The organism is Ralstonia sp. SA306 (assembly GCF_054792405.1).
Map to the genome: position 1 here is coordinate 3334011 of NZ_CP096451.1, position 20563 is coordinate 3354573.

General features: G+C 63.7%; 20 protein-coding genes. 8 read left to right on the plus strand and 12 right to left on the minus strand.

The annotated features are described in order from the left end of the window. Positions 1–17: 17 nt before the first annotated feature. The 5 genes from pyk to gcl all read right to left on the minus strand — a co-directional run bounded on the left by pyk (position 18) and on the right by gcl (position 7646). Positions 18–1496 carry a pyruvate kinase gene (gene pyk, locus M1D44_RS15755; protein WP_024977269.1) on the minus strand — a complete coding sequence of 493 codons (1479 nt, stop codon included), beginning with the start codon at positions 1494–1496 and terminating at the stop codon, positions 18–20. A gap of 614 nt (positions 1497–2110) precedes the next feature. Beyond that, the gene (locus M1D44_RS15760; RefSeq protein WP_316853962.1) at positions 2111–3430 is read right to left on the minus strand and encodes a glycerate kinase type-2 family protein; all 1320 of its coding nucleotides are present in this window, start codon (positions 3428–3430) and stop codon (positions 2111–2113) included. Between the two features lie 66 nt (positions 3431–3496). Continuing rightward, entirely contained in the window at positions 3497–4411 is a 915-nt protein-coding gene (gene glxR, locus M1D44_RS15765; protein WP_024977271.1) for a 2-hydroxy-3-oxopropionate reductase, read from the minus strand. A 633-nt stretch (positions 4412–5044) separates the two neighbouring features. Then, positions 5045–5827 carry a hydroxypyruvate isomerase gene (hyi, locus tag M1D44_RS15770; protein WP_024977272.1) on the minus strand — a complete coding sequence of 261 codons (783 nt, stop codon included), beginning with the start codon at positions 5825–5827 and terminating at the stop codon, positions 5045–5047. 43 nt (positions 5828–5870) lie between these two features. Further along, positions 5871–7646 (minus strand): glyoxylate carboligase, encoded by a 1776-nt coding sequence (gene gcl, locus M1D44_RS15775; protein WP_024977273.1) that lies wholly within the window; start codon positions 7644–7646, stop codon positions 5871–5873. A gap of 347 nt (positions 7647–7993) precedes the next feature. On the opposite strand from gcl, the gene M1D44_RS15780 reads away from it, so the two are divergent. Together M1D44_RS15780 and M1D44_RS15785 are read left to right on the plus strand one after the other, a co-directional pair. After that, positions 7994–8905 (plus strand): LysR family transcriptional regulator, encoded by a 912-nt coding sequence (locus tag M1D44_RS15780; protein ID WP_024977274.1) that lies wholly within the window; start codon positions 7994–7996, stop codon positions 8903–8905. A 112-nt stretch (positions 8906–9017) separates the two neighbouring features. Next, positions 9018–9443: a hypothetical protein gene (locus M1D44_RS15785; RefSeq protein ID WP_316684490.1), complete on the plus strand. Its 426-nt coding sequence runs from the start codon at positions 9018–9020 to the stop codon at positions 9441–9443. A 3-nt stretch (positions 9444–9446) separates the two neighbouring features. Here M1D44_RS15785 and M1D44_RS15790 read toward each other — a convergent pair whose 3' ends face one another. The 3 genes from M1D44_RS15790 to M1D44_RS15800 are packed head-to-tail and all read right to left on the minus strand — an operon-like array spanning position 9447 to position 12108. After that, positions 9447–10031 (minus strand): IMPACT family protein, encoded by a 585-nt coding sequence (locus tag M1D44_RS15790; protein WP_316853963.1) that lies wholly within the window; start codon positions 10029–10031, stop codon positions 9447–9449. 6 nt (positions 10032–10037) lie between these two features. After that, positions 10038–10733, minus strand: a complete 696-nt coding sequence (locus M1D44_RS15795; protein ID WP_024977277.1) for a GntR family transcriptional regulator — start codon at positions 10731–10733, stop codon at positions 10038–10040. Positions 10734–10770: 37 nt separating this feature from the next. Then, positions 10771–12108, minus strand: coding sequence for a C4-dicarboxylate transporter DctA (locus M1D44_RS15800; protein ID WP_024977278.1), 1338 nt, complete (start codon positions 12106–12108; stop codon positions 10771–10773). Positions 12109–12451: 343 nt separating this feature from the next. Here M1D44_RS15800 and alc point away from each other — a divergent pair, with 343 nt between their 5' ends. From alc to arsC, 4 genes are all read left to right on the plus strand, one after another. Further along, entirely contained in the window at positions 12452–13462 is a 1011-nt protein-coding gene (gene alc, locus M1D44_RS15805) for an allantoicase (RefSeq protein ID WP_024977279.1), read from the plus strand. Next, positions 13459–13986, plus strand: coding sequence for an ureidoglycolate lyase (locus M1D44_RS15810; protein WP_316853964.1), 528 nt, complete (start codon positions 13459–13461; stop codon positions 13984–13986). Before alc ends, M1D44_RS15810 begins: the two co-directional genes overlap by 4 nt. Positions 13987–14079: 93 nt before the next feature. Next, complete coding sequence (locus M1D44_RS15815) at positions 14080–15354, plus strand: M20/M25/M40 family metallo-hydrolase (protein WP_316684492.1); 1275 nt, start codon at positions 14080–14082, stop codon at positions 15352–15354. Positions 15355–15612: 258 nt separating this feature from the next. Further along, positions 15613–15963 carry an arsenate reductase (glutaredoxin) gene (gene arsC / locus M1D44_RS15820; RefSeq protein ID WP_024977282.1) on the plus strand — a complete coding sequence of 117 codons (351 nt, stop codon included), beginning with the start codon at positions 15613–15615 and terminating at the stop codon, positions 15961–15963. 125 nt (positions 15964–16088) lie between these two features. On the opposite strand, the gene M1D44_RS15825 is transcribed toward arsC, so the two are convergent. From M1D44_RS15825 to M1D44_RS15835, 3 genes are all read right to left on the minus strand, one after another. Beyond that, the gene (locus M1D44_RS15825; RefSeq protein ID WP_024977283.1) at positions 16089–16355 is read right to left on the minus strand and encodes a hypothetical protein; all 267 of its coding nucleotides are present in this window, start codon (positions 16353–16355) and stop codon (positions 16089–16091) included. A 274-nt stretch (positions 16356–16629) separates the two neighbouring features. Continuing rightward, positions 16630–17361 carry a 3'-5' exonuclease family protein gene (locus tag M1D44_RS15830; protein WP_316853965.1) on the minus strand — a complete coding sequence of 244 codons (732 nt, stop codon included), beginning with the start codon at positions 17359–17361 and terminating at the stop codon, positions 16630–16632. Then, complete coding sequence (locus M1D44_RS15835; RefSeq protein ID WP_024977285.1) at positions 17358–18014, minus strand: MBL fold metallo-hydrolase; 657 nt, start codon at positions 18012–18014, stop codon at positions 17358–17360. Before M1D44_RS15835 ends, M1D44_RS15830 begins: the two co-directional genes overlap by 4 nt. A gap of 201 nt (positions 18015–18215) precedes the next feature. On the opposite strand from M1D44_RS15835, the gene M1D44_RS15840 reads away from it, so the two are divergent. Beyond that, positions 18216–18947 (plus strand): septal ring lytic transglycosylase RlpA family protein, encoded by a 732-nt coding sequence (locus tag M1D44_RS15840; RefSeq protein ID WP_024977286.1) that lies wholly within the window; start codon positions 18216–18218, stop codon positions 18945–18947. Between the two features lie 26 nt (positions 18948–18973). Here M1D44_RS15840 and rsmI read toward each other — a convergent pair whose 3' ends face one another. Continuing rightward, positions 18974–19876 carry a 16S rRNA (cytidine(1402)-2'-O)-methyltransferase gene (gene rsmI, locus M1D44_RS15845; protein WP_316853966.1) on the minus strand — a complete coding sequence of 301 codons (903 nt, stop codon included), beginning with the start codon at positions 19874–19876 and terminating at the stop codon, positions 18974–18976. A gap of 301 nt (positions 19877–20177) precedes the next feature. On the opposite strand from rsmI, the gene M1D44_RS15850 reads away from it, so the two are divergent. Further along, on the plus strand, positions 20178–20555 hold the full coding sequence (locus M1D44_RS15850) for a YraN family protein (protein WP_112186644.1): 378 nt from the start codon (positions 20178–20180) through the stop codon (positions 20553–20555). The last annotated feature ends 8 nt before the right edge of the window (positions 20556–20563 follow it).

The following is a 20563-nucleotide window of genomic DNA, read 5'->3' on the forward strand; positions in this document are numbered from 1 at the left end:
ACTGGCCCGACGTCACGTCAGACCGTTACCGGTTCGGGCTGCAGTGCAGTGGTTTGCGTCTGCGCACTGACCAGCGTCTGCGGCCAGATTTCCGCCAGGCGCAGCAGGTTGGTCGAACCGGCCTGGCCGAACGGCATGCCCGCCGTGATGGCGATCTGGTCGCCCGACACGGCAAAGCCTTCACGCGCAGCGGCACGGCACGCTGCATCCACCATTTCGTCGACGTTGCTCACATCGGGGCTGACCGTGCTGTGCACGCCCCACGTGATCGCCAGACGGCGCGCCGTATCCAGGCGCGGCGTGATGCTCACGATGGGCGCGAGCGGCCGCTCGCGCGCGGCGCGCAGGCTGGTCTGACCGCTGGACGTGTAGGTGACGGTGGCCACTGCGCCCAGGATGTGCGTGACGTCGCGCAGGGCCGCGCAGATGGCGTCCTGGCGCGTGGGCAGCGGCGGTTGATGCTGCGCGTCGATCAGGTTGCGGTACAGCGGGTCGCGCTCGGTCTCGGCAATGATGCGGTTCATGATGCTGACCGCAGCCACCGGATGCTTGCCGCTGGCCGACTCGGCCGACAGCATCACGGCATCGGTGCCGTCATACACGGCGCTGGCCACGTCAGACGCTTCGGCACGCGTCGGCACCGGCGCCTCAATCATCGATTCCAGCATCTGCGTGGCCACGACCACCGGCTTGCCGTGGTGGCGCGCCATGCGCAGGATGCGCTTCTGCACGCCAGGCACGCGCTCGGGCGGCAGTTCCACGCCCAGGTCGCCGCGCGCCACCATCAGGGCATCGGACGCCTGCACGATGTCTTCCAGATGCAGCAGCGCTGCGGGCTTCTCGATCTTGGAGAGCAGGCCGGCGCGGTCGCCAATGATCTCGCGCGCGGCGATCACGTCTTCGGCGCGCTGCACGAATGACAGTGCGATCCAATCGACGCCCAGCGACAGGGCGAAGTCCAGGTCGCGCAGGTCTTTCTCTGTGAGCGCCGGAATGGGGATCACGGCATCCGGCACGTTCACGCCCTTGCGGTCCGACAGCGGGCCGCCATCGACCACGCGCGTGACGATGACCGTCGGATCGGCGGCTTCCACCTCCAGGCGGATCTTGCCGTCGTCGAGCAACAGCGATTGTCCTGGCGCGGCAGCCGCATACAGCTCAGGGTGCGGCAGGTGCACGCGGGTGACATCACCCGGCGTCGGGTCGCGGTCGAGCACAAAGCGATCGCCGTTCTTGAGCACGACACGGCCATCGGCAAACGTGCCGATGCGCAGCTTCGGGCCTTGCATGTCAGCGAGGATGCCAATCGGGCGGCCGGTCTCGGCCTCCACCGCGCGCACGGTGTCGTAGCGCTTGCGGTGGTCTTCGTGCGAGCCGTGGCTGAAGTTCAAGCGAAAGACGTCTGCACCGGCGTCGAACAGTGCGCGGATGGTGTCTTTGTCGCTGCTGGCGGGGCCGAGGGTGGCTAGGATTTTGGTGTTGCGGAAGCGGCGCATGTTGGTGTTTCCGGTGGGGTTGTTGTTTGAACCTTGGTGGTTCATCTCCCTTTCACCCCCTGCCGGGGGCGACTTACTTTCTTTGTCTTGCCAAAGAAAGTAAGCAAAGAAAGGCGCGCCCGAGATGGCGACCCCTTCCTTGAATTTGTGTAACCGGGCGGGGAAGGAGGCAAACTCGCTGCGCTCAAACAGCCTCCTTCCGTTTTCCGCCCGCTTACACAAATTCAAGGCGCCATCTAGGGCAGGAACGTCAACGGCCGAACCGTTGGTGTGCGGGCCCTGGTGGCTCTTGCTTGTTGCTGCTGTTGCTCGCTTTGCTTCGCGTTGTGCTGCTGTTTTCTATTGCCGTTGCGCTTCGATGGTGTGGCCGTTGGAGCCCTAGATGGCGCCTTGAATTTCTGTTGCAGAGAGGAAAAGGAAGGGAAACTGTCTGAGCGAAGCGAGTTTTTCCCTTCCCCTCTCTGCGACATAAATTCAAGGAGTCTTTCGCCATCTCGGGCGCGCCTTTCTTTGCTTACTTTCTTTGGCAAGACAAAGAAAGTGAGTCAGCCCCGGCAGGGGATGAAACAAGGGATGAACCAAAAGCATCAATCCATCCCTCGTCCAGTCCAACGTCAAGCAGTAATCAAAATCGCCCGAAAATCATTCACATTAGTCCGCGTCGGCCCAGTCACAATCAAATCGCCCAACGCATTAAAGAACCCATACCCGTCGTTGTTGTCGAGCCATTGCTTCGGCTTCAACCCAAGCGTTTCAGCACGCGCCAGGCTATCCGGTGTCAGGATCGCTCCAGCGTTGTCTTCCGAGCCATCGATGCCATCGGTATCGCAGGCAATTGCATGCACACCCGGAAGGCCATCCAACGCCACGCCCAGTGCCAGGAGAAACTCGGCATTACGGCCACCGCGGCCGTTACCGCGCACCGTCACCGTGGTTTCACCGCCCGACAGAATCACGCACGGCTTGGTGAACGGCTGATTGCGCGCCACGATCTGCCGCACGATGCCGGCGTGCACTTCGGCTACATCGCGCGCCTCGCCTTCAATGCTGTCCGACAGGATGTGCGCCTCATAACCGAGTGCGCGTGCCTGTGCGGCCGCCGCTTCCAGCGCGTGCTGAGCTGTCGCGATGACGTGGCTACGATGGCCTTCGAAACGTGCATCGCCGGGTTTGGGCGTTTCGCCTGCGCCGGTTTCCAGATGACGGCGCACTGCATCGGGTACGTCGATGCCGTATTTGTTGATCACGGCCAGGGCATCCGCGCAGGTGGTGGCGTCTGGCAGCGTCGGGCCGCTGGCGATGAGCGTTGGGTCGTCGCCAGGAATATCGGAGATCAGCAGGGTCTCGACGCGTGCCGGTGCGCACGCCAGCGCCAGGCGCCCGCCCTTGATCGACGACAGGTGCTTGCGCACGCAGTTCATCTCGCCGATGCTCGCACCGCTTTTGAGCAGCGCGCGGTTGACGGACTGCTTGTCGGCCAGCGTCAGGCCTTCGGCCGGTGCAGCCAGCAGGGCCGAGCCACCGCCCGAGATCAGGCAGAGGACGAGGTCGTCTTTCGTCAAACCTTCGAGCAGGCCGACCATGCGTTGCGCGGCGCGCTGGCCGGCCGCATCGGGCACGGGGTGCGAGGCTTCAACCACTTCAATCCGGCCTTGTGTGCCGGGCGCGCGGCCGTGCTCGTAACGCGTGACGACCAGGCCGGACAGTTCGCCCTTCCAGTGCTGCTCCACTGCCTCGGCCATCGCGGCTGCACCTTTGCCAGCGCCGATGACGATGGTGCGGCCACGCGGCGGTTCGGGCAGGAATGCCGGCAAGCATTGCGCAGCGCTGACCGCAGCCACCGCGGTATCAAACAGGCCGTGCAGCAACGCGCGCGGCGACGGATTGGGCAAGGCAGCGCGCAGGGCGGCCTGGGCAGACTGGTCGTGGTGCATGGCAGAAAGCGGAGAGACAGCAAAAAAAAACTGCCGCCGCCCGAAGGCTGCGACAGTGCACACAACTTACGCAATATCGTGATTCGACATGATCTCGATCGCGCGGCACAGTGCCGAGTGGTCTTGCTTGCCCATGCCGTTGGCAGCGCAGGTGTTGAACAGCTCCTGCGCGGTGGCCGTGTTCGGCAGGGCCACGCCCAGCGTCTTGGCGCCCTGCAGGGCCAGGTTCAAGTCCTTCTGGTGCAGCTCGATGCGGAAGCCCGGGTCGAACGTACGCTTGACCATGCGCTCGCCGTGCACTTCGAGAATGCGCGACGCGGCGAAACCGCCCATCAGTGCCTGACGCACCTTCGCCGGGTCCGCGCCCGCCTTCGATGCGAACAGCAGCGCTTCCGACACGGCCTGGATGTTCAGCGCCACGATGATCTGGTTGGCCACCTTGGTGGTCTGGCCGTCGCCGTTGCCGCCGACCAGCGTGATGTTCTTGCCCATCAGGTTAAACAGCGGAGCAACGCGGTCGAACGCAGCCTGCTCACCGCCCACCATGATCGTCAGCGATGCAGCCTTCGCGCCCACTTCGCCACCCGACACCGGAGCGTCCAGGTATTGCGCGCCGGTCTTGTTGATGCGCGATGCGAAGTCCTTCGTCGCGATCGGCGAGATCGAGCTCATGTCGACCACGATCTTGCCGGCAGCAACGTCCTTGCCTGCATCCTTCAGCGCCTTGGCCACGCCCTTCTCGCTGAACAGCACGGCTTCAACGTGCGGCGTGTCCGGCACCATGATGAAGATGATGTCGGCGCGCTTGGCGACTTCCTCGGCGCTCGTGCAGACCGTCACGCCGGCTTCCACCAGCGCGGCCGGGGCCGGGTTGACGTCGTGCACGAACAACGTGTGGCCGGCGGCGCGCAGGTGTCCTGCCATGGGGGCGCCCATGATGCCGAGGCCGATGAAACCGAGGTTGAGATTGGTGGTTGCCATGGTGAGGGATCTCCTTGGTTTGAATGTGTTGGTGGTTTGCTTGTTTGAACCTTGGTGGTTCATCTCCCTTTCACCCCCTGCCGGGGGCGACTCACTTTCTTTGTCCTGCCAAAGAAAGTAAGCAAAGAAAGGCGCGCCCGAGATGGCGCCCCCTTCCTTGAATTTGTGTAACCGGGCGGGGAAGGAGGCGAACTCGCTGCGCTCAAACAGCCTCCTTCCTTTTTCCGCCCGCTTACACAAATTCAAGGCGCCATCTAGGGCAGGGTGCGGCCACACAATCTGTGCGCAGTCCTAGTTGGCTCTTGTTTGATGCTGCGTTGCTCGCTTTGCTTCGCGTTGCGCTGCTGGTTCCTACTGCACTCGTGCTCGATGGTGTGGCCGTTGGAGCCCTAGATGGCGCCTTGAATTTCTGTTGCAGAGAGGAAAAAGAGGGCAGGCCTGTCTGAGCGAAGCGAGTTGCCTGCACTCCCTCTCTGCGACATAAATTCAAGGAATCTTTCGCCATCTCGGGCGCGCCTTTCTTTTGCTTACTTTTCTTTGGCAAGACAAAGAAAAGTGAGTCAGCCCCGGCAGGGGATGAAACAAGGGATGCACCACTCCCGCCGGGACAAGGCGAACATCACCAATGGGGCATCAAGCAACGTTGTGAGCCGCCCGCCAACCAAGACCTTCCACAGTCCCAGCCTTAGGCTTGTACTCACAACCAATCCAGCCTTGGTAGCCAATCTCATCCAACCAACGGAACAGGAACTGGTAGTTGATCTCGCCGGTACCTGGTTCGTTACGGCCAGGGTTGTCCGCCAACTGCACATGCTTGATCTTGTCCAGATGGCGCTTCAGCGTGCTTGCCACTTCGCCCTCCATCCGTTGCATGTGATAGATGTCGTACTGCACATACAGGTTGGACGCATCCACGTCGTTGATCAGATCCAGCGCCTGCTGCGTGCGGTTCAGGTAGAAGCCGGGAATATCGAACGTATTGATCGGCTCGATCAGCAGATCGATCTTCTCGGCCTTCAGCGCCTTCGCCGCAAACTTCAGGTTCTCCACCAGCGTCTTGCGTGCAGCGTCTTCGCTCACGCCTTCGGGGCGAATGCCCACCAGGCAGTTGAGCTGTTTCACGCCGAGCACCTTGGCGTACTTGATGGCTTCGCCCACGCCGTCCTGAAACTCGCTCACGCGATCGGGCAGGATGGCGATACCGCGCTCGCCGCCGTCCCAGTTGCCGGCCGGCAGGTTGTGCAGGACGAGGTCGAGCTGGAAGCGGTTCAGACGATCGGCAATCTGGTCTGCGTGGAACGCGTAGGGGAACAGGAATTCCACACCGCGAAAGCCCGCACGTGCGGCGGCTTCGAAGCGGTCAAGGAAGGCCTGCTCGTTGAAGAGCATGGTCAGGTTGGCTGCCAGCTTTGTCATGGTTTCTCCTTTTATCGGACGGTGAGGGAACGGCGGGTCGTCTTTATGCGGTGACGCCTTCGGCTTCCGTGAGGGTGTCTTCCAGGTCGAGCACGTCTTCAAACTCGACCACGTTGTCGATCTCGGTGCCCATCGCGATGTTGGTCACGCGCTCAAGAATCACTTCCACCATCACCGGCACCGAGAACTCGGCCATCAGCAGGCGGGCCTGCGCGAAGGCGGGTTCGATGTCTTCCGGCTTGAACACGCGGATCGCCTTGCAACCCAGGCCTTCCACCACCTTCACGTGGTCGACGCCGTAGCCGTTCAGCTCAGGAGCGTTGACGTTGTCGAAGGCGAGCTGGACGCAGTAGTCCATCTCGAAGTTGCGCTGCGCCTGGCGGATCAGGCCCAGGTACGAGTTGTTCACCACCACGTGGATGTACGGCACCTTGAACTGCGCGGCCACCGCCATCTCTTCGATCATGAACTGGAAGTCGTAGTCACCCGAGATGGCCACCACGTCGCTGTTGGGCGAGGCCACCTTCACGCCGATGGCGGCGGGAATCGTCCAGCCCAGCGGGCCTGCCTGGCCGCAGTTGATCCAGTGGCGCGGCTGGTTGACCGACAGGAACTGCGCAGCAGCGATCTGCGACAGGCCGATCGTGCTCACGTAACGCACGTCGCGCGGGAAGTACTGGTTCATCTCGCGGTACACGCGCTGCGGCTTGATGGGCACGTTGTCGAAGTCCGAGCGACGCAGCATCGTGCGCTTACGCTTCTGCACGTCGGCGTTCCAGCTCTTGCGGCACGGCAGCTTGCCGGCGGCCTTCAGCTCGCGGGCCACTTCAATGAACTTCTCCAGCGCAGCCTTGGCGTCCGAGACGATGCCCAGGTCGGGGCCGAACACGCGGCCGATCTGGGTCGGTTCGATATCGACGTGAATGAACTTGCGGCCCTTGGTGTAGACGTCGACGCTGCCCGTGTGGCGGTTGGCCCAGCGGTTGCCGATGCCGAACACGAAGTCCGAAGCGAGCAGCGTGGCGTTACCATAGCGGTGCGACGTTTGCAGGCCGACCATGCCGGCATTGAGCGGGTGGTCGTCGGCCAGCACGCCCCAGCCCATCAGCGTCGGGACCACGGGCACGTTCACCAGCTCGGCAAACTCGACCATCAGCTTGGCCGCATCAGCGTTGATCACGCCGCCGCCGCACACCAGCAGCGGGCGTTCGGCCTGGCACAGCATCTCGATGGCGCGCTCGGCTTGGGCACGTGTGGCCGCGGGCTTGTAGACCGGCAGCGGGCTGTACGTGTCGGGGTCGAATTCAATCTCGGCGACTTGCACGTCGAAGGGCAGGTCGATCAGCACCGGACCGGGGCGGCCCGAGCGCATCAGGTGGAAGGCTTGCTGGAACACGCGCGGCACCAGTGCCGGCTCGCGCACGGTGACGGCCCACTTCGTGACCGGCTTGGCGATCGACTCGATGTCGACGGCCTGGAAATCTTCCTTGTACAGACGGGCGCGGGGCGCCTGGCCGGTGATGCACAGGATGGGGATCGAGTCTGCCCAGGCCGAGTACAGGCCGGTAATCATGTCGGTGCCGGCCGGCCCCGACGTGCCGATGCACACGCCGATGTTGCCGGGTTCGGCACGGGTGTAGCCCTCGGCCATGTGCGAGGCGCCTTCAACGTGGCGGGCCAGCACGTGGTCAATGTTGCCGGCGCGGCGCAGCGCCGAGTACAACGGGTTGATGGCGGCACCAGGCACGCCGAAGGCGGTGGTGATGCCTTCTTTTTCCATCACCGCAACTGCGGCATCAATCGCTCTCATCTTCGGCATGGGGTGTCTCCAGGAAGGGGAAGGTGGGAATCCGTTGGAGCTGATCCTATTCCCGCATGCCGATATGGATAAACGCAGCTTTCGTCAGTTGATTGCTAACTCTGAATACCGAATGGTTTTGCGTACCGCACCAATTCCCCGGCAACTAATACGTCGAAGAAGCTTGTATTGAAGCCGTTTCAAGCTGCTTTTGTGCGGCGCAAAAAAAATGGCGCAACGCGCTCGCATCGATCACATCGTTGTCCACCATTTTTGCCATTCGTCACAGGTGATATGCGCCAGAAAGCTGCAATCCAGGTACGGAATGCTCACTAAAATGGTCAGACATTGCGAACTGGAATGATGGAATGGACAAGCTCAAGCAGATCGAAGCGTTCATCGCCGTGGTGGAACACGGCAGCATGGCCGCCGCCGCGCTCACGCAGGACGTGACGCCCGTCATGATCGGCCGCCGCATCAACGCGCTGGAAGCCCGCCTGGGCGTGAAGCTCCTGCACCGGTCGACCCGCCGCATTGCGGTGACGGAGCAGGGCGCGGTGTTCATGGAACAGTGCAAAAAGGCGCTGGGCGAGCTGGACCGCGCAGAGCTGCTGGTTGCCGAGGGCCGCCACAAGGCGACCGGGCACCTGATCGTCTCGGCGCCGGCTGCCTTCGGCCGCAAGCACGTCGCCCCGCACGCGCCGGACTTCCTGCGTGCCAACCCCGACGTGCGCATCTCCTTCAACCTGACCGACCGCGTGGTCGACCTCGTGCGCGAAGGCTACGACGTGGGCATCCGTATTGGCGGCGCGATCGATCCGAACTTCGTGGCGATCCGCCTGGCGTCGAACAAGCGCGTGGTGTGCGGCACGCCTGCGTACTTCGCCAAGCACGGCGTGCCTCGCACGCTGGATGATCTCGAGCGCCATAACTGCCTCGCCTTCAACCTGCAGGGTGGGCAGCAGCGCGGCTGGTATTTCCAGCAGAACGGTAAGGCCGTCACCGTGAAGGTGAACGGCAATCTCGACTGCAACGATGGTGAACTGCTGCACCGCTGGATGGGCGAAGGCCTAGGCCTGGGGTGGCGCTCAACGTGGGAGATTCAGCCCGAGCTGGAATCCGGCGCGCTGATGACCGTGCTGGACGACTACGCGCTGCCCGACTACGACATCCTCGCCGTGTACCCGCAGCAGCGGCCGGTGCCGGCAAAGATCCGGTTCTTCATCGAGCATCTGAAGACGGTGTATGGGCAGGCGGGGTATTGGTCGCGAACGAGTTGAGCGTGCGGAAATGGATGACGGTTCCTAAACTTGTCATCAGACGCATCGCGGGTGGCGCGCTTAATGCCGGAGACTGAAGATGCTACACAGAACTGCAGTTGTCGGCGCTCTCATGCTCAGCACCTCTGCCCTGGCGTGCGATCTGACGGGGCTTGAGCACCCGCTGGTGTTCTCGCCCGGCGAGTCTGCGCTGCCGACCACCGAAATCCTGAAACTGGCGGAATGGGATTCGCAACTCAAAGAAGATTTTCGCAGCGGCGGCAAGTACCGGGTGCGCTTGCGGGAGGCGTCCGAGCTTGCTCCCGACCCAGAGCTGGCTGTGCTGCGCCTCAGAAGCATCCAGGCCGTGCTGGACGCTGTCGGAATCGAGGGCGACAAAGTCGAGTCGTCCGAAGCCGATACGCATCTACGTGCTGTGGAACGCGAGGGTGTCGCCCCCAAAATGCCGACAGCCGCCTACGTAGTTTTTCAACCGGACTGCCAGAACCCGTGTTGCCCGGGCTCCGCGCCCGCCGCTCCGCTCGCTCCCGAGCGATAAGCGCTAGGTAATCGCCACGCGCCCCTGCGTCAAATCCCGCAACGCGACGCGTGCTGCAGCCTCGTCCGTCACCGGCAACCGTACGGTAAGCGTGACGCCCACATCGTAGGCAGCATCGACAAGCGTGTAGCCGCCATCATCGATCCACCGTCGGATGCGCGCTTCATCGGCGTAATCGGTGGCGAGGGTGAGCGTGGTGCTGGCGATGCGCTCCACGCGTTCGGCCTGCATGAGGGCGGTGGCAATGGCATCCGTGTAGGCGCGCACGAGACCGCCGGCGCCGAGCTTGACCCCGCCAAAGTAACGCACCACGGCGCCCAGCGTGCCGTCCAGATCGTGATGGCGCAGCACTTCAAGAATGGGGCGGCCTGCCGTGCCGGAGGGCTCGCCGTCATCGGACATGCCTGACTGGCCGCCCGCCAGGAGCGCCCAGCAGACGTGCGTGGCAGCGGGGTGTTCGGCGCGCAGGCGTGCAATGACGTCCATGGCGGCGGCCCGGTCTTCAACCGGCACGGCCAACCCGATAAAGCGGCTCTTCTTGATTTCCAGCTCGGCAGAAACCGGCGCGCGCAGCGTGTACGTCGGCACGCGCGGTCAGGCGAGGAGGGCGGCTACGAGATCCGTCGCCCGGCCGCCCGGCGATTCGAACTTGAGCGACGCCTCGGTGTGCGCCATGTGCTCTTCCATCAGTGCGATGGCGCCTTCCACGTCACCGCGCTTGGCGGCGTCCAGGAAAGCAGTGTGTTCGTCGGACGAACGCACGGCGTCGTACGTCGACTGGTACATCATCGTGATCACCGAGCTGCGGGCGGAAAGCTCATACAGCATCTCCTTGAGCACGCTGTTCCCGACCACGTCGGCCATCAAAAGATGAAAGTCGGCCATCAGGCGATTGCGGCGCGGGACGTCAGACAAGTCACCGCTTGCCGCCACCTTGTGTTCTTCGGCCAGGTGCTTCTCCAGCCGCTTGTAATCGGCGGGGGTCGCTTTGGCGATGAACTCGCGCACCAGCGCCACTTCCAGCACGCGGCGCACGGCAAACACTTCGCGCGCCTCGGTCTCATCCGGCTTGGCGACGAATGCACCGCGATCCGGCTCCATGCGGATCAGCTTGTCCTTGGCCAACATCAGCAGCGCTGCGCGAATCTTCGTGCGGCTGACGTGGTAGACCCGCGCCAGCGCCTCTTCGCGCAGCTTGGTGCCCGGCGGCAGCCGATGCGCGACGATCGCCTGGGCGATGTCATCGGCTATGCCTTCGGAGGAGATGTCGGCGGCGGTAGTTTCGGTCATGGCGCCGATTTTACCGCCGTCCGACAGTAGCGCCGCTTCAGGCATGCGGCAGCGTGTGGGCGGCCGCGGCCACACCGTGGCTGTGCGCAATCGCTTCGCCTTCTTCGGTGATGTCGATCTTGCCGTCGAGCACCGCATTGGCGCGCACGCGGTCGATGTCCTTTTCCCACGCTGCGATGACGACGGTGGCGACGCAGTTGCCGATCAGGTTGCCCAGCGCACGGGCAATGCCGATGAACCAGTCGACGGAGAGCACCAGCACCAGGCCGATCGCCGGAATGGCCGGAATGACCGACAGTGTGGCCGCCAGAATCACGATGGCCGAACCCGGAATACCGTGCGCGCCCTTGGAAGTGACGAGCGCCACGCCCAGGATCAGCAGCAGATCCTGCAGCGCCAGCGGCGTGTTGGTTGCCTGTGCGATGAACACGGCCGCCAGCGTCAGGTAGATCGAAAACGCATCGAGGTTGAACGAGTAGCCGGTCGGGATGACCAGGCCGACCACCGAGCGCTTGATGCCCATCTTCTCCAGCTTGTTCATGATGGACGGCAGCACCGCGTCGGACGAAGCCGTGCCCAGCACCACAAGCAGTTCAGCGCGCAGGAAGCGGATCAGCTTGAAGATGTTGAAGCCCGCCAGGCGCAGGATGGTGCCGAGCACGACAAACACGAACAGCGCCACTGCCACATAGAACAGCAGCACCAGGAAGCCAAGCTGCTTGAGCGAGCCCGCGCCGTACTTGCCGACGGTAAAGGCCACCGCGCCCAGCACGCCCAGCGGTGCCAGACGGATGATCACGGCCATCATGCGGAACAGCACATGCGAGAGCTGATCGATCAGGTTGACCAGCGGCTTGGTCCGCTCACCCAGCAGCGACAGCGAGCAGCCGAACAGGATCGACACCAGCAGCACCTGCAGGATGTCGCCCTTCACAAAACCGCTGACGAACGTATCGGGAATCAGTTTGAGGAAGAACGCTGCAACGCCGGTCGATTCCACCTGCTTGGCGGTCGTCATGTACGACGCCATGGCTGCCGGATCGAGCGTCTTCGGATCCACATTCATGCCGTGGCCCGGCCCGAACAGATAGGCCAGCGCAATGCCCAGTGCCAGCGCAATCGTCGTGACGATTTCAAAGTAGATGACGGCCTTGCCGCCTACGCGCCCAACCTTCTTCAGCTCGCCGGCGCCGCAGATGCCCACCACTACCACCGAGAACACGATCGGCGCGATCAGCATCTTGATCAGCTTCAGAAAACCATCGCCAAGCGGCTGCAGTTTCTGCGCAAACTCCGGCGCCCAGATGCCCAGCGCGATGCCCACCGCCAGGGCAATCAAAACCTGCCCGAACAACGGGCGCGTAAAGCGTTGCATGGTGAATCCTCCTTTGGATTACTGGTGTCTCAAGCCGTGCCCAATCGTCTAATTCAGTTGGTTGCGATTGTCGTCACGGCCTTGTTTCGCTCGCTGCGTCGCAACAAATTGTCGCGATGAATTGTTGAGCGTTGACGGCATCATAGGCGATCCAATTTTTGTATGCAATTTTTGAATTCACATGCTAGGATCGACTCATGCAGTCCCGCGAAGCCTTGTGCTTCCGCCATCTACGCTGCACTTCCGGCGTTCCCATCGCTACAGTTTCGAGTGTTCTTACTCGCTGTTTTTGTTCGATGGGGCGGCCGTATAACATCCAGAGACAAATACCAAGGAGTTCCACATGGCGATGCCCACGCTCGATCCGAACGCGCCGGATTTCACGCGCCGATATCCGAACCTGGCGGACCCCCGCCTTGGCGCAGAGGCCACGTTCGCGACCGACGAATTCTTCGCGCCGAAAGACCGCATGCTCAACCCCGAGCCGGCGGTCTTCATTCCGGGCAAGTACGACGACCACGGCAAGTGGATGGATGGCTGGGAAACGCGCCGTCGCCGCAACGGTGGCTATGACCACTGCATCGTCCGCCTGGCCCGCCCGGGCGTCGTGAAAGGTGTGGATATCGACACCAGCCACTTCACCGGCAACTTCCCTCCGGCCGCTTCCATTGAAGCCGCTTATCTGCCGGATGGCGAGCCGACCGAAGCCACGCAGTGGACCGAAATCGTTCCGTCGACGACGCTGCAAGGCAACAGCCACGCCTACGTGGCCGTGACGAGCACGCAAGCCTTCACGCACCTGCGCGTGAACATCTTCCCGGACGGCGGCATCGCGCGCCTGCGCGTGTACGGCCAGCCGCAAGTCGACTGGAAGGGCGCGGATCGCACCAAGCTGTTCGACCTGGCCGCCATGGAAAACGGCGCCTATGTGGTCGAAGCCAACAACGAACACTTCGGGCCGGCCTCGCGCATGCTGATGCCAGGCCGTGGCGTGAACATGGGCGACGGCTGGGAAACGCGCCGGCGCCGCGAACCGGGCAACGACTGGTGCGTGATCGCCCTGGCCAACCCGGGCCGCATCCGCAAGATCGAAGTCGACACCGCGCACTTCAAGGGCAACTTTGCTGATCGCGTTTCCATCCAGGCCGCGCGCGTGGTGGGCGGCACTGACAGCTCGCTGAAGACGCAAGCGATGTTCTGGCAGACGCTGCTGCCCGAGCAAAAGCTGCAAATGGATCTGCAGCACTACTACGAAGCGGAAATCGCCGACCTCGGCATCGTGACGCACGTGCGTTTCAACATGTTCCCGGATGGCGGTGTGTCGCGTCTGCGCCTGTGGGGGGTGCTCGAATGAGCCAAGAGACCGCCGCACGCGTTGCGCTGACCATCGAGCCGCTCACGCGCGAAGTTTTTGCGCCGTTCGGCGATGTGATCGAGCTGGAAGGGGCCAAGCAATTTCCCATCAACCAGGGCACGACCATCCGCTTTCATGACCTCGCCAACGTGGATGTGGGCGAGGGCGGCCGCGCGCTGATCAGCCTGTTCCGTGGCCAGCCGCGCACGCTGCCGTTCGAGGTCAAGATGCTGGAGCGCCATCCGCGTGGCAGCCAAGCGTTCATCCCGCAGAACGACAAGCCCTATCTGGTGGTTGTGGCGCCGGCAGGCGAGCTGGACCCGTCCAAGTTGCGCGCGTTCGTCTCGCGTGGCTGGCAAGGCGTGAACTACGCGCGCGGCGTGTGGCATCACCCGCTGCTGGCCCTGGGCGAGGTGAGCGATTTCCTCGTCGTCGACCGTGGTGGCGAAGGCCACAACTGCGACGAGCAAGACTTGGCCGAATCGGTGTGGTTGACCGCCGAGGCCATGCAGGCCGCGCAGTAAGCATCGCGTCATCCGCGCCAATCCTGAGCCCCCGCACAACGGGGGCTCAGTCACTTTCAATCTCCGTCCCACCACAATCAGGGAGACATCGACATGACCCAGGCTCAACTCGCCACCCCCGGCATCGATGCGGACATCCGCGCGTTTGTCGAGGCCGCGCACGCGCAGCAGATTGATTTCCTGCGTGAGCTGGTGAAGGTGCCGTCGGACAACCCGTCCGGCGATTGCGCACCGCATGCCGCGCGCGCCAAGGCGTTGCTGGAGGCGCTGGGCCTGACGGTCGAGGCGCATGCCGTGCCGCAGGCGCAGGTACGCGCCGCCGGCATGGTCAGCGCCACCAACCTGATCGTGCGCCACACGTTCGGCAGCGGCGGCCCCACGGTCGCCATGAACGCACACGGCGATGTCGTTCCGCCCGGCCTGGGCTGGACGCACGACCCATACGGTGGCGAGATCGTCGAGACCGAACACGGCCCGACCATGTTCGGCCGCGGCGTGGCGGTGTCCAAGTCGGACTTTGCTACCTACACGTGGGCGCTGCTCGCGCTGATCGAGGCTGAGAAGCGTGGCGCGAAGCTCAACGGCACGGTCGAACTGCACTTCACATACGACGAAGAAACCGGCGGCGACATCGGCCCGAAGTGGCTGCTGGATCAAGGCCTGAGCAAGCCCGATTACGCGATCTCGGCGGGTTTTGCGTATGGCATCACCTCGGCGCACAACGGCTGCCTGCACGTGCAGGTGACGGTGCGCGGTAAGCAGGCGCACGCCGCCATGCCGCATACGGGCATCGACGCCATCGAGGCGGCCACACATATCCTGCAGGCCGTATATGCATATCGCGCGGAACTCGCGACGCGCAAATCCGCCGTGCCGGGCATCGACCACGCAACGCTCAACGTCGGGTTGATCCAGGGTGGCATCAACACCAACGTGGTGCCCGATCTGGTGACGTTCCGCGTTGACCGCCGGATGATTCCTGAAGAAGCCGGGCGCGATGCAGAAGGCGAACTGCGCGCAGTGATCGAGCGCGCGGCGGCGGAACGGCCGGGGATCGAGGTATCGGTCGAACGCATTCTGTTGGCAGAGCCGCTTGCTGAGCTGCCGGGCGTGGAAGCGCTGATTGGCGCGCTACGGCGGCATGCGTTGGCCGTGTTTGGCGGGGATGTGCCGGTGCACGGCGTGCCGCTGTATACCGATGCCCGGCATTACACGGCGCATGGCGTGCCGACGGTACTGTATGGCGCGGGACCGCGGACATTGATGGAAGCGCGTGGGCACAACACGGATGAAAACCTCCGGTTGAATGATCTGCGGGGCGCGACTGTGGTGGTGGGGTGCGCTGTGGGGGAGTTGTTGGGTGGGTGATTGTTGTTTTGTTTTTGCCTTGGTGGTCCATCCCCTTTTCGTTCCCTGCCGGGACCGACTTACTTTTCTTTGCTTACTTTCTTTGGCAAGACAAAGAAAGTGAGTCAGCCCCGCCAGGGGATGAAACAAGGGATGCACCACAAAAACAAAAAGCACGAATCCCCCCAACACCAACCACGAAACCAGCCACCAAGCGCCAGCCCTTAAGATTGCAGCACGTTCCATCAAGCCAACAAGAGGGCCTAGAGCCCAAAACCCATGCAGATCTACCACAACCCCCGCTGCTCCAAATCCCGCGCCGCCCTCGAACAAGCGCAATCCTTTACCGCAAAAAACGGAGAACAACTCGACGTCATCGAATATCTGACGACGCCGCCCACGCTGGCCGACCTCAAGAAGCTCGCAGCGCAACTCGACACACCGCTGCGCAGCCTGATCCGCGAGAACGAAGACGAATACGCGCAGCTCAATCTGGCCGATGCATCAGACGACGCGCTGCTCAAGGCCATCGCAGCACATCCGAAGCTGCTGCAGCGCCCGGTGCTCGTTCGCAACGGCCGCGCCACCATCGGTCGCACGCCCGAGGCGCTCGACGCGTTTCTGAAGTAATTCACCACGGCCCACAAAGTTGAACGGCCTGCCGATTTCCATCGGACAGGCCGTTCAGGGGTGGCCGTATCTCGCTTTGCGCGAGGGCCGGGGCTGCGTCCGTCAAGACGCGCAAGGGCACCGGTTTATTCCAGGCCCATCCATCGGGCCATTTCTGACCCGAAGCCAACTGCCAGCAGGGCGGCAAGCACCACTGCCAGCGCCGCCGCGGTCGAGACCATGGCGACTTTCATGACGTCTGCGTCGTGGTGTGCGTTGCTGTGCGTGTGATGCAGATGCTGCGCACGCATGCTCAACGGAACCGCCTTCGCAGATGATTTGCGATGCCAATGCAAGCGCTCCGTCATCGCTCGCAAGTGTTGCGTGTCAAACGCGTCACGGGAAAATCGCATCGCGGTACCTCCCCGTTGTTAGCTGATAGCCGACGCCGGCACGCACCGGCGTCGGGGGCACGTGCGGCCCGAAAACGATACGGCAAGCAAATGGCGTATGCGAGTGGCTTTGCTTGTCGGCGCCGGGTGGCGCAGTCGTCTGGTCGCTCGCACAAGCCCAGCGTAGACGGGGGTTTGCGGCGCCGCAAGTTGCGTTGCGGCATGGTGCGCGCATCACGCGGGCAAGAGGCAAACCGCGTGCGGGTCTTCGCCAACTGCGTGATGTGCGCGGCGCTCAATCTTGAGCAGATTGGTGGGGCATTTGTGCGGCGGCGCGCTCGGCTTCGCGCTTGCGCAGTTCGGCCAGCATGTTGCAGAAGAGCGCGCCTTGCTCCTTTGCGTCATCCAGCGCGATATGCGTATGGGGCAGCGGGTCGTGCCAGTGCTCGGGAAAAGCCGCTTTGACGTTGCGCCGATACGGCATGCCCGTGAGCGCAAAGGCCAGCGTCTTGATGTCGAGCGCCGCCCAGCCAAACGGCGAGCGCCCGGCAAAACGCATCATGTACCAGAACATGAACGTGAAATCGAAGCCGGCTGGAAACGCCACGAACACGGGCTTGCCGGGCAGGCTCTCGACCCATTCCACGTAACGCGGCAGGGCCACCTCGGGCGCTTCGAGGTTGGCGCGGCACGCAGTCCACGCCTCGGGCTGCGTTTTCCACCATTGCATCTGGATCGGATGGCCTTCGGCGCCGGGCAGCGTTTGCAGGTTCGCTTCAAACGTGCCGACGAGCGTCTTGTCGGCCAGGTACGCCGCGCTGGCGAAGCTCAGCATCGAATGCGGGCCGGGGATGGGGCCGTCGGCCTCGATGTCGGTGCTGACGTAGATTTCGGGCCGCGTGTCGGGCGGTTGGTTGCCGCGCTTGCGGCGGGGCTTGTCCGCCGGCGCAGCGGGCGCGCTGTCGGCGAAGGGGTCGTCGCTCTCGTTGGCGCTGTCCTTGGCGCTGTCGTTGGTGGTCCCGCTCATGCTGAGCCTTCGTTGGCAAACAGGCGATCGGCGACATACGGGTTACTGGCGCGCTCCTCACCAAAAGTCGAGACTGGTCCATGGCCCGGCACAAACGTGACGTCGTCGCCGAGCGGCCAGAGCTTGGTGCGGATCGCGTTGATCAGGTCTGCATGGTTGCCGCGCGGGAAATCCGTGCGGCCGATCGACCCCGCGAACAGCACATCGCCGACGATGGCAACGCGATCTTCCGCGCTGAAGAACACCACGTGACCGGGTGTGTGGCCAGGGCAGTGGAACACCTGCAGCGTGCGGCCGGCGGCTTCCACGGTGTCGCCGTCTTCCAGCCAGCGGTCGGGCACGAACGCCTTGGCGGGCGGGAACCCAAAGCGCTGGCTCTGCATCGGCAGTTGATCGATCCAGAACGCCTCATCCTTCTGCGGCCCTTCGATGGGCACGCCAAGCTGCGTGCGCAGGGCATCGGCGGCGGCGCAGTGGTCGACGTGGCCATGCGTGAGCAGGATTTTTTCGATGCGCGCGCCGTGCTGCTGGGCGGCGGCCAGGATGCGTTCGATATCGCCGCCCGGATCGGTGACGGCGGCAGCACCATCGTCGCCAATCAGCAGCGTGCAGTTCTGTTCAAACGGCGTAACGGGGACGACAACGACTTTCATGTGATCTTGTGTGCGCATTTGCACATGGCAGGGATAACCCGATTGTATCGGCCCGAGCCCGCGCCAGCACTGGGCTCGCGGGCTGCGCTGTTACATCAGAAAGAAAATTTTACAAAATTGATGGGAGATAACAGCATGATGTGATCGTTTTAATAGGAAATGTAAATAATCGATCGAAGCATGCATGTTAGACTCGCGGCCATGCTTAAGTTGACCCCCCTCAATTCCAGCCGTTCGGCCGGCCGCACGCTGCGTGCCTGGCTGACGCATGGCACCGCGCTGCTGGTGCTGGCGGGCTGTGCCGCCATTCCTGGCGAGCCGCCCGTGGGTGGGCAATCCGGTCTCCAGGCCAGCAAGCCTGCAGCGCCCGCGCTGAAGGTTGCCGACCCGCGCGACAACCCCGATGCCTGGGGCACGCTGTCGTTCCGTGGCGTGCCGGATTCGAGCAGCCTCAAGCTCGACGAGAACACTGATACGAGCCCCGGCCTGCGCGCCGACCTCGGCACGTTTGAACAGCGCGGCCTGGCCTCCTGGTACGGCCGCGGCTTCCACGGCCGCCGCACCGCCAGCGGCGAGCGCTTCAACATGAACGCCTTCACGGTGGCGCATCCGTCGCTGCCGCTACAGAGCTGGGTGCTGGTGCGCAACCTCGCCAACGACCGCGTGGTCGTAGCCAAGGTGACCGATCGCGGCCCGTACTATGGCAAGCGCATCCTCGACATGTCGTATGCCGCAGCCAAGCGACTCGACTTCGTCAAGCGCGGTTCGACGCAGGTGGAAATCCGCCGCCTGTCGCGCGCTGAAGTCGAAGCGCTGCGTCCTGAGCTGACGCAAACCGATGTCGCCAGCAACGATGGCGATGCCGATGTGGGCGGTGACGAGCCCGCACCGGTCAAGAAGAAGGCGATCAAGCGTCGCGCCAAGCGCCGCTGAGCCGCTGAATCAACCGCCTTCCTGCCTCAGTCCTTCCCTTCGTTTTTCAGCGCCAGCGCGCTCTGATACAGCGTGTCGACCGACGCGCCCGTAATCGCGCCCGCCAGCTTGGCTGCGCGCTTGGCGGGCAACTCGGCCAACAGCAGACGCAAGACCTGGTCTGCCGCCATCGCGGTCGGTGCCTCGTCCTGCGCGCCTGCGCCTTCCACCACCAACACGAATTCGCCCTTGCCGTGCGTGGCATCAGCGGCAAGCCATGCAGGTGCCTGCGCAGCAGGCAGCACGACGATCTGCTCAAACAGCTTCGTCAACTCGCGCCCGATCAGGATGCGTCGCGCTGGCAAGTGCTCGGCCAACGCGGCGAGTGTGGCCTCAATGCGATGCGGTGCCTCGTACAGAACCCATGCCGGCCCGTGCGCCGCCCATTGGCGGATGGCCGCCTCGCGTTGCCCGGCCTTGGGCGGCAGGAAGCCGACGAAGGTGAACTGCCCCTCCGACGTGTCCAGCAATTCGCCCGCGGCGGAAAGCGCCGTCACCACGGCGCTGGCGCCCGGCAGCGGAATCACGCGCTGGCCCGCCGCGCGCACCGCCTCGACAATGCGCGAGCCCGGGTCCGATACGCCGGGCGTGCCCGCATCGGACACATAGGCGATGCGCTCGCCCTGCGCCAAGCGCGCGACGATGCGCGCAGCGGCTTCTCGTTCGTTGTGCTGGTGCGCCGCGAGCATCGGTCGCGACAGGCCCAGCCGATTGAGCAGTTGCCCGGTGTTGCGGGTGTCTTCGCAGGCCACCGCGTCGACGAGGCCCAGCACGTAGCGCGCCCGCAGCGACACATCGGCAGCGTTCCCGATGGGGGTGGCCACCACATATAATGCGCCGGCGGGATAGTGCTGGTCATGCGCCAGCAGGGTCCAGTCAGGATCACTCACGAGAACTTCTCTCAGTTTGGGCCTGTCTTCATATAAAACGTACGCGCGTTGACCCAAGCCGGGGTCAGATACGCGAAGGGTACCGCCGCAAAGGGTTATTCCCTTTGCAAGGTGCCCGACAAAGTAGATGGCCCCGGCTTGGGTCAACCCGGAGGGCAAGGGGAATTTGGGTCACACGGCGTTGTTGCAGCCGGCTTGCTTGGAACGACCAAGCGGCGCCGGCCGCGCCGAGCCCTGCGACCCAGATTCCCCTTGCGCGCGCACGTTTCATATGAAGACAGGCCCTAGGTTCAAACCGCACATGCATGCGCCGCAGACCATCACAGCCGCCACCGGTGAAGCCGGTGAAGACCGTGCGCTGCGCTACTTGCAGGCGCGCGGGCTGGCGGTGGTCAGCCGCAATTATCGCTGCAAGGGCGGTGAGATCGATCTGGTGATGCGCGATGCGGCCGGCGCGCTCGTGTTTGTCGAGGTGCGTGCCCGCGTGGCGCGCTCCGCGCAGCGCTTTGGCGGGGCGGCCGCGAGTGTCACGCCCGCCAAGCAGCGTCGCCTGATTGCCGCGGCCGAAGATTTTCTCGCGCGGCAGGCTGAAGACGTGCCCGCCTGCCGTTTTGACGTTATCGCCATCGACGGCGTCCGTATCGAATGGATGCGCGATGCCTTCGGTGCCGACGCCTAAACCTCGCT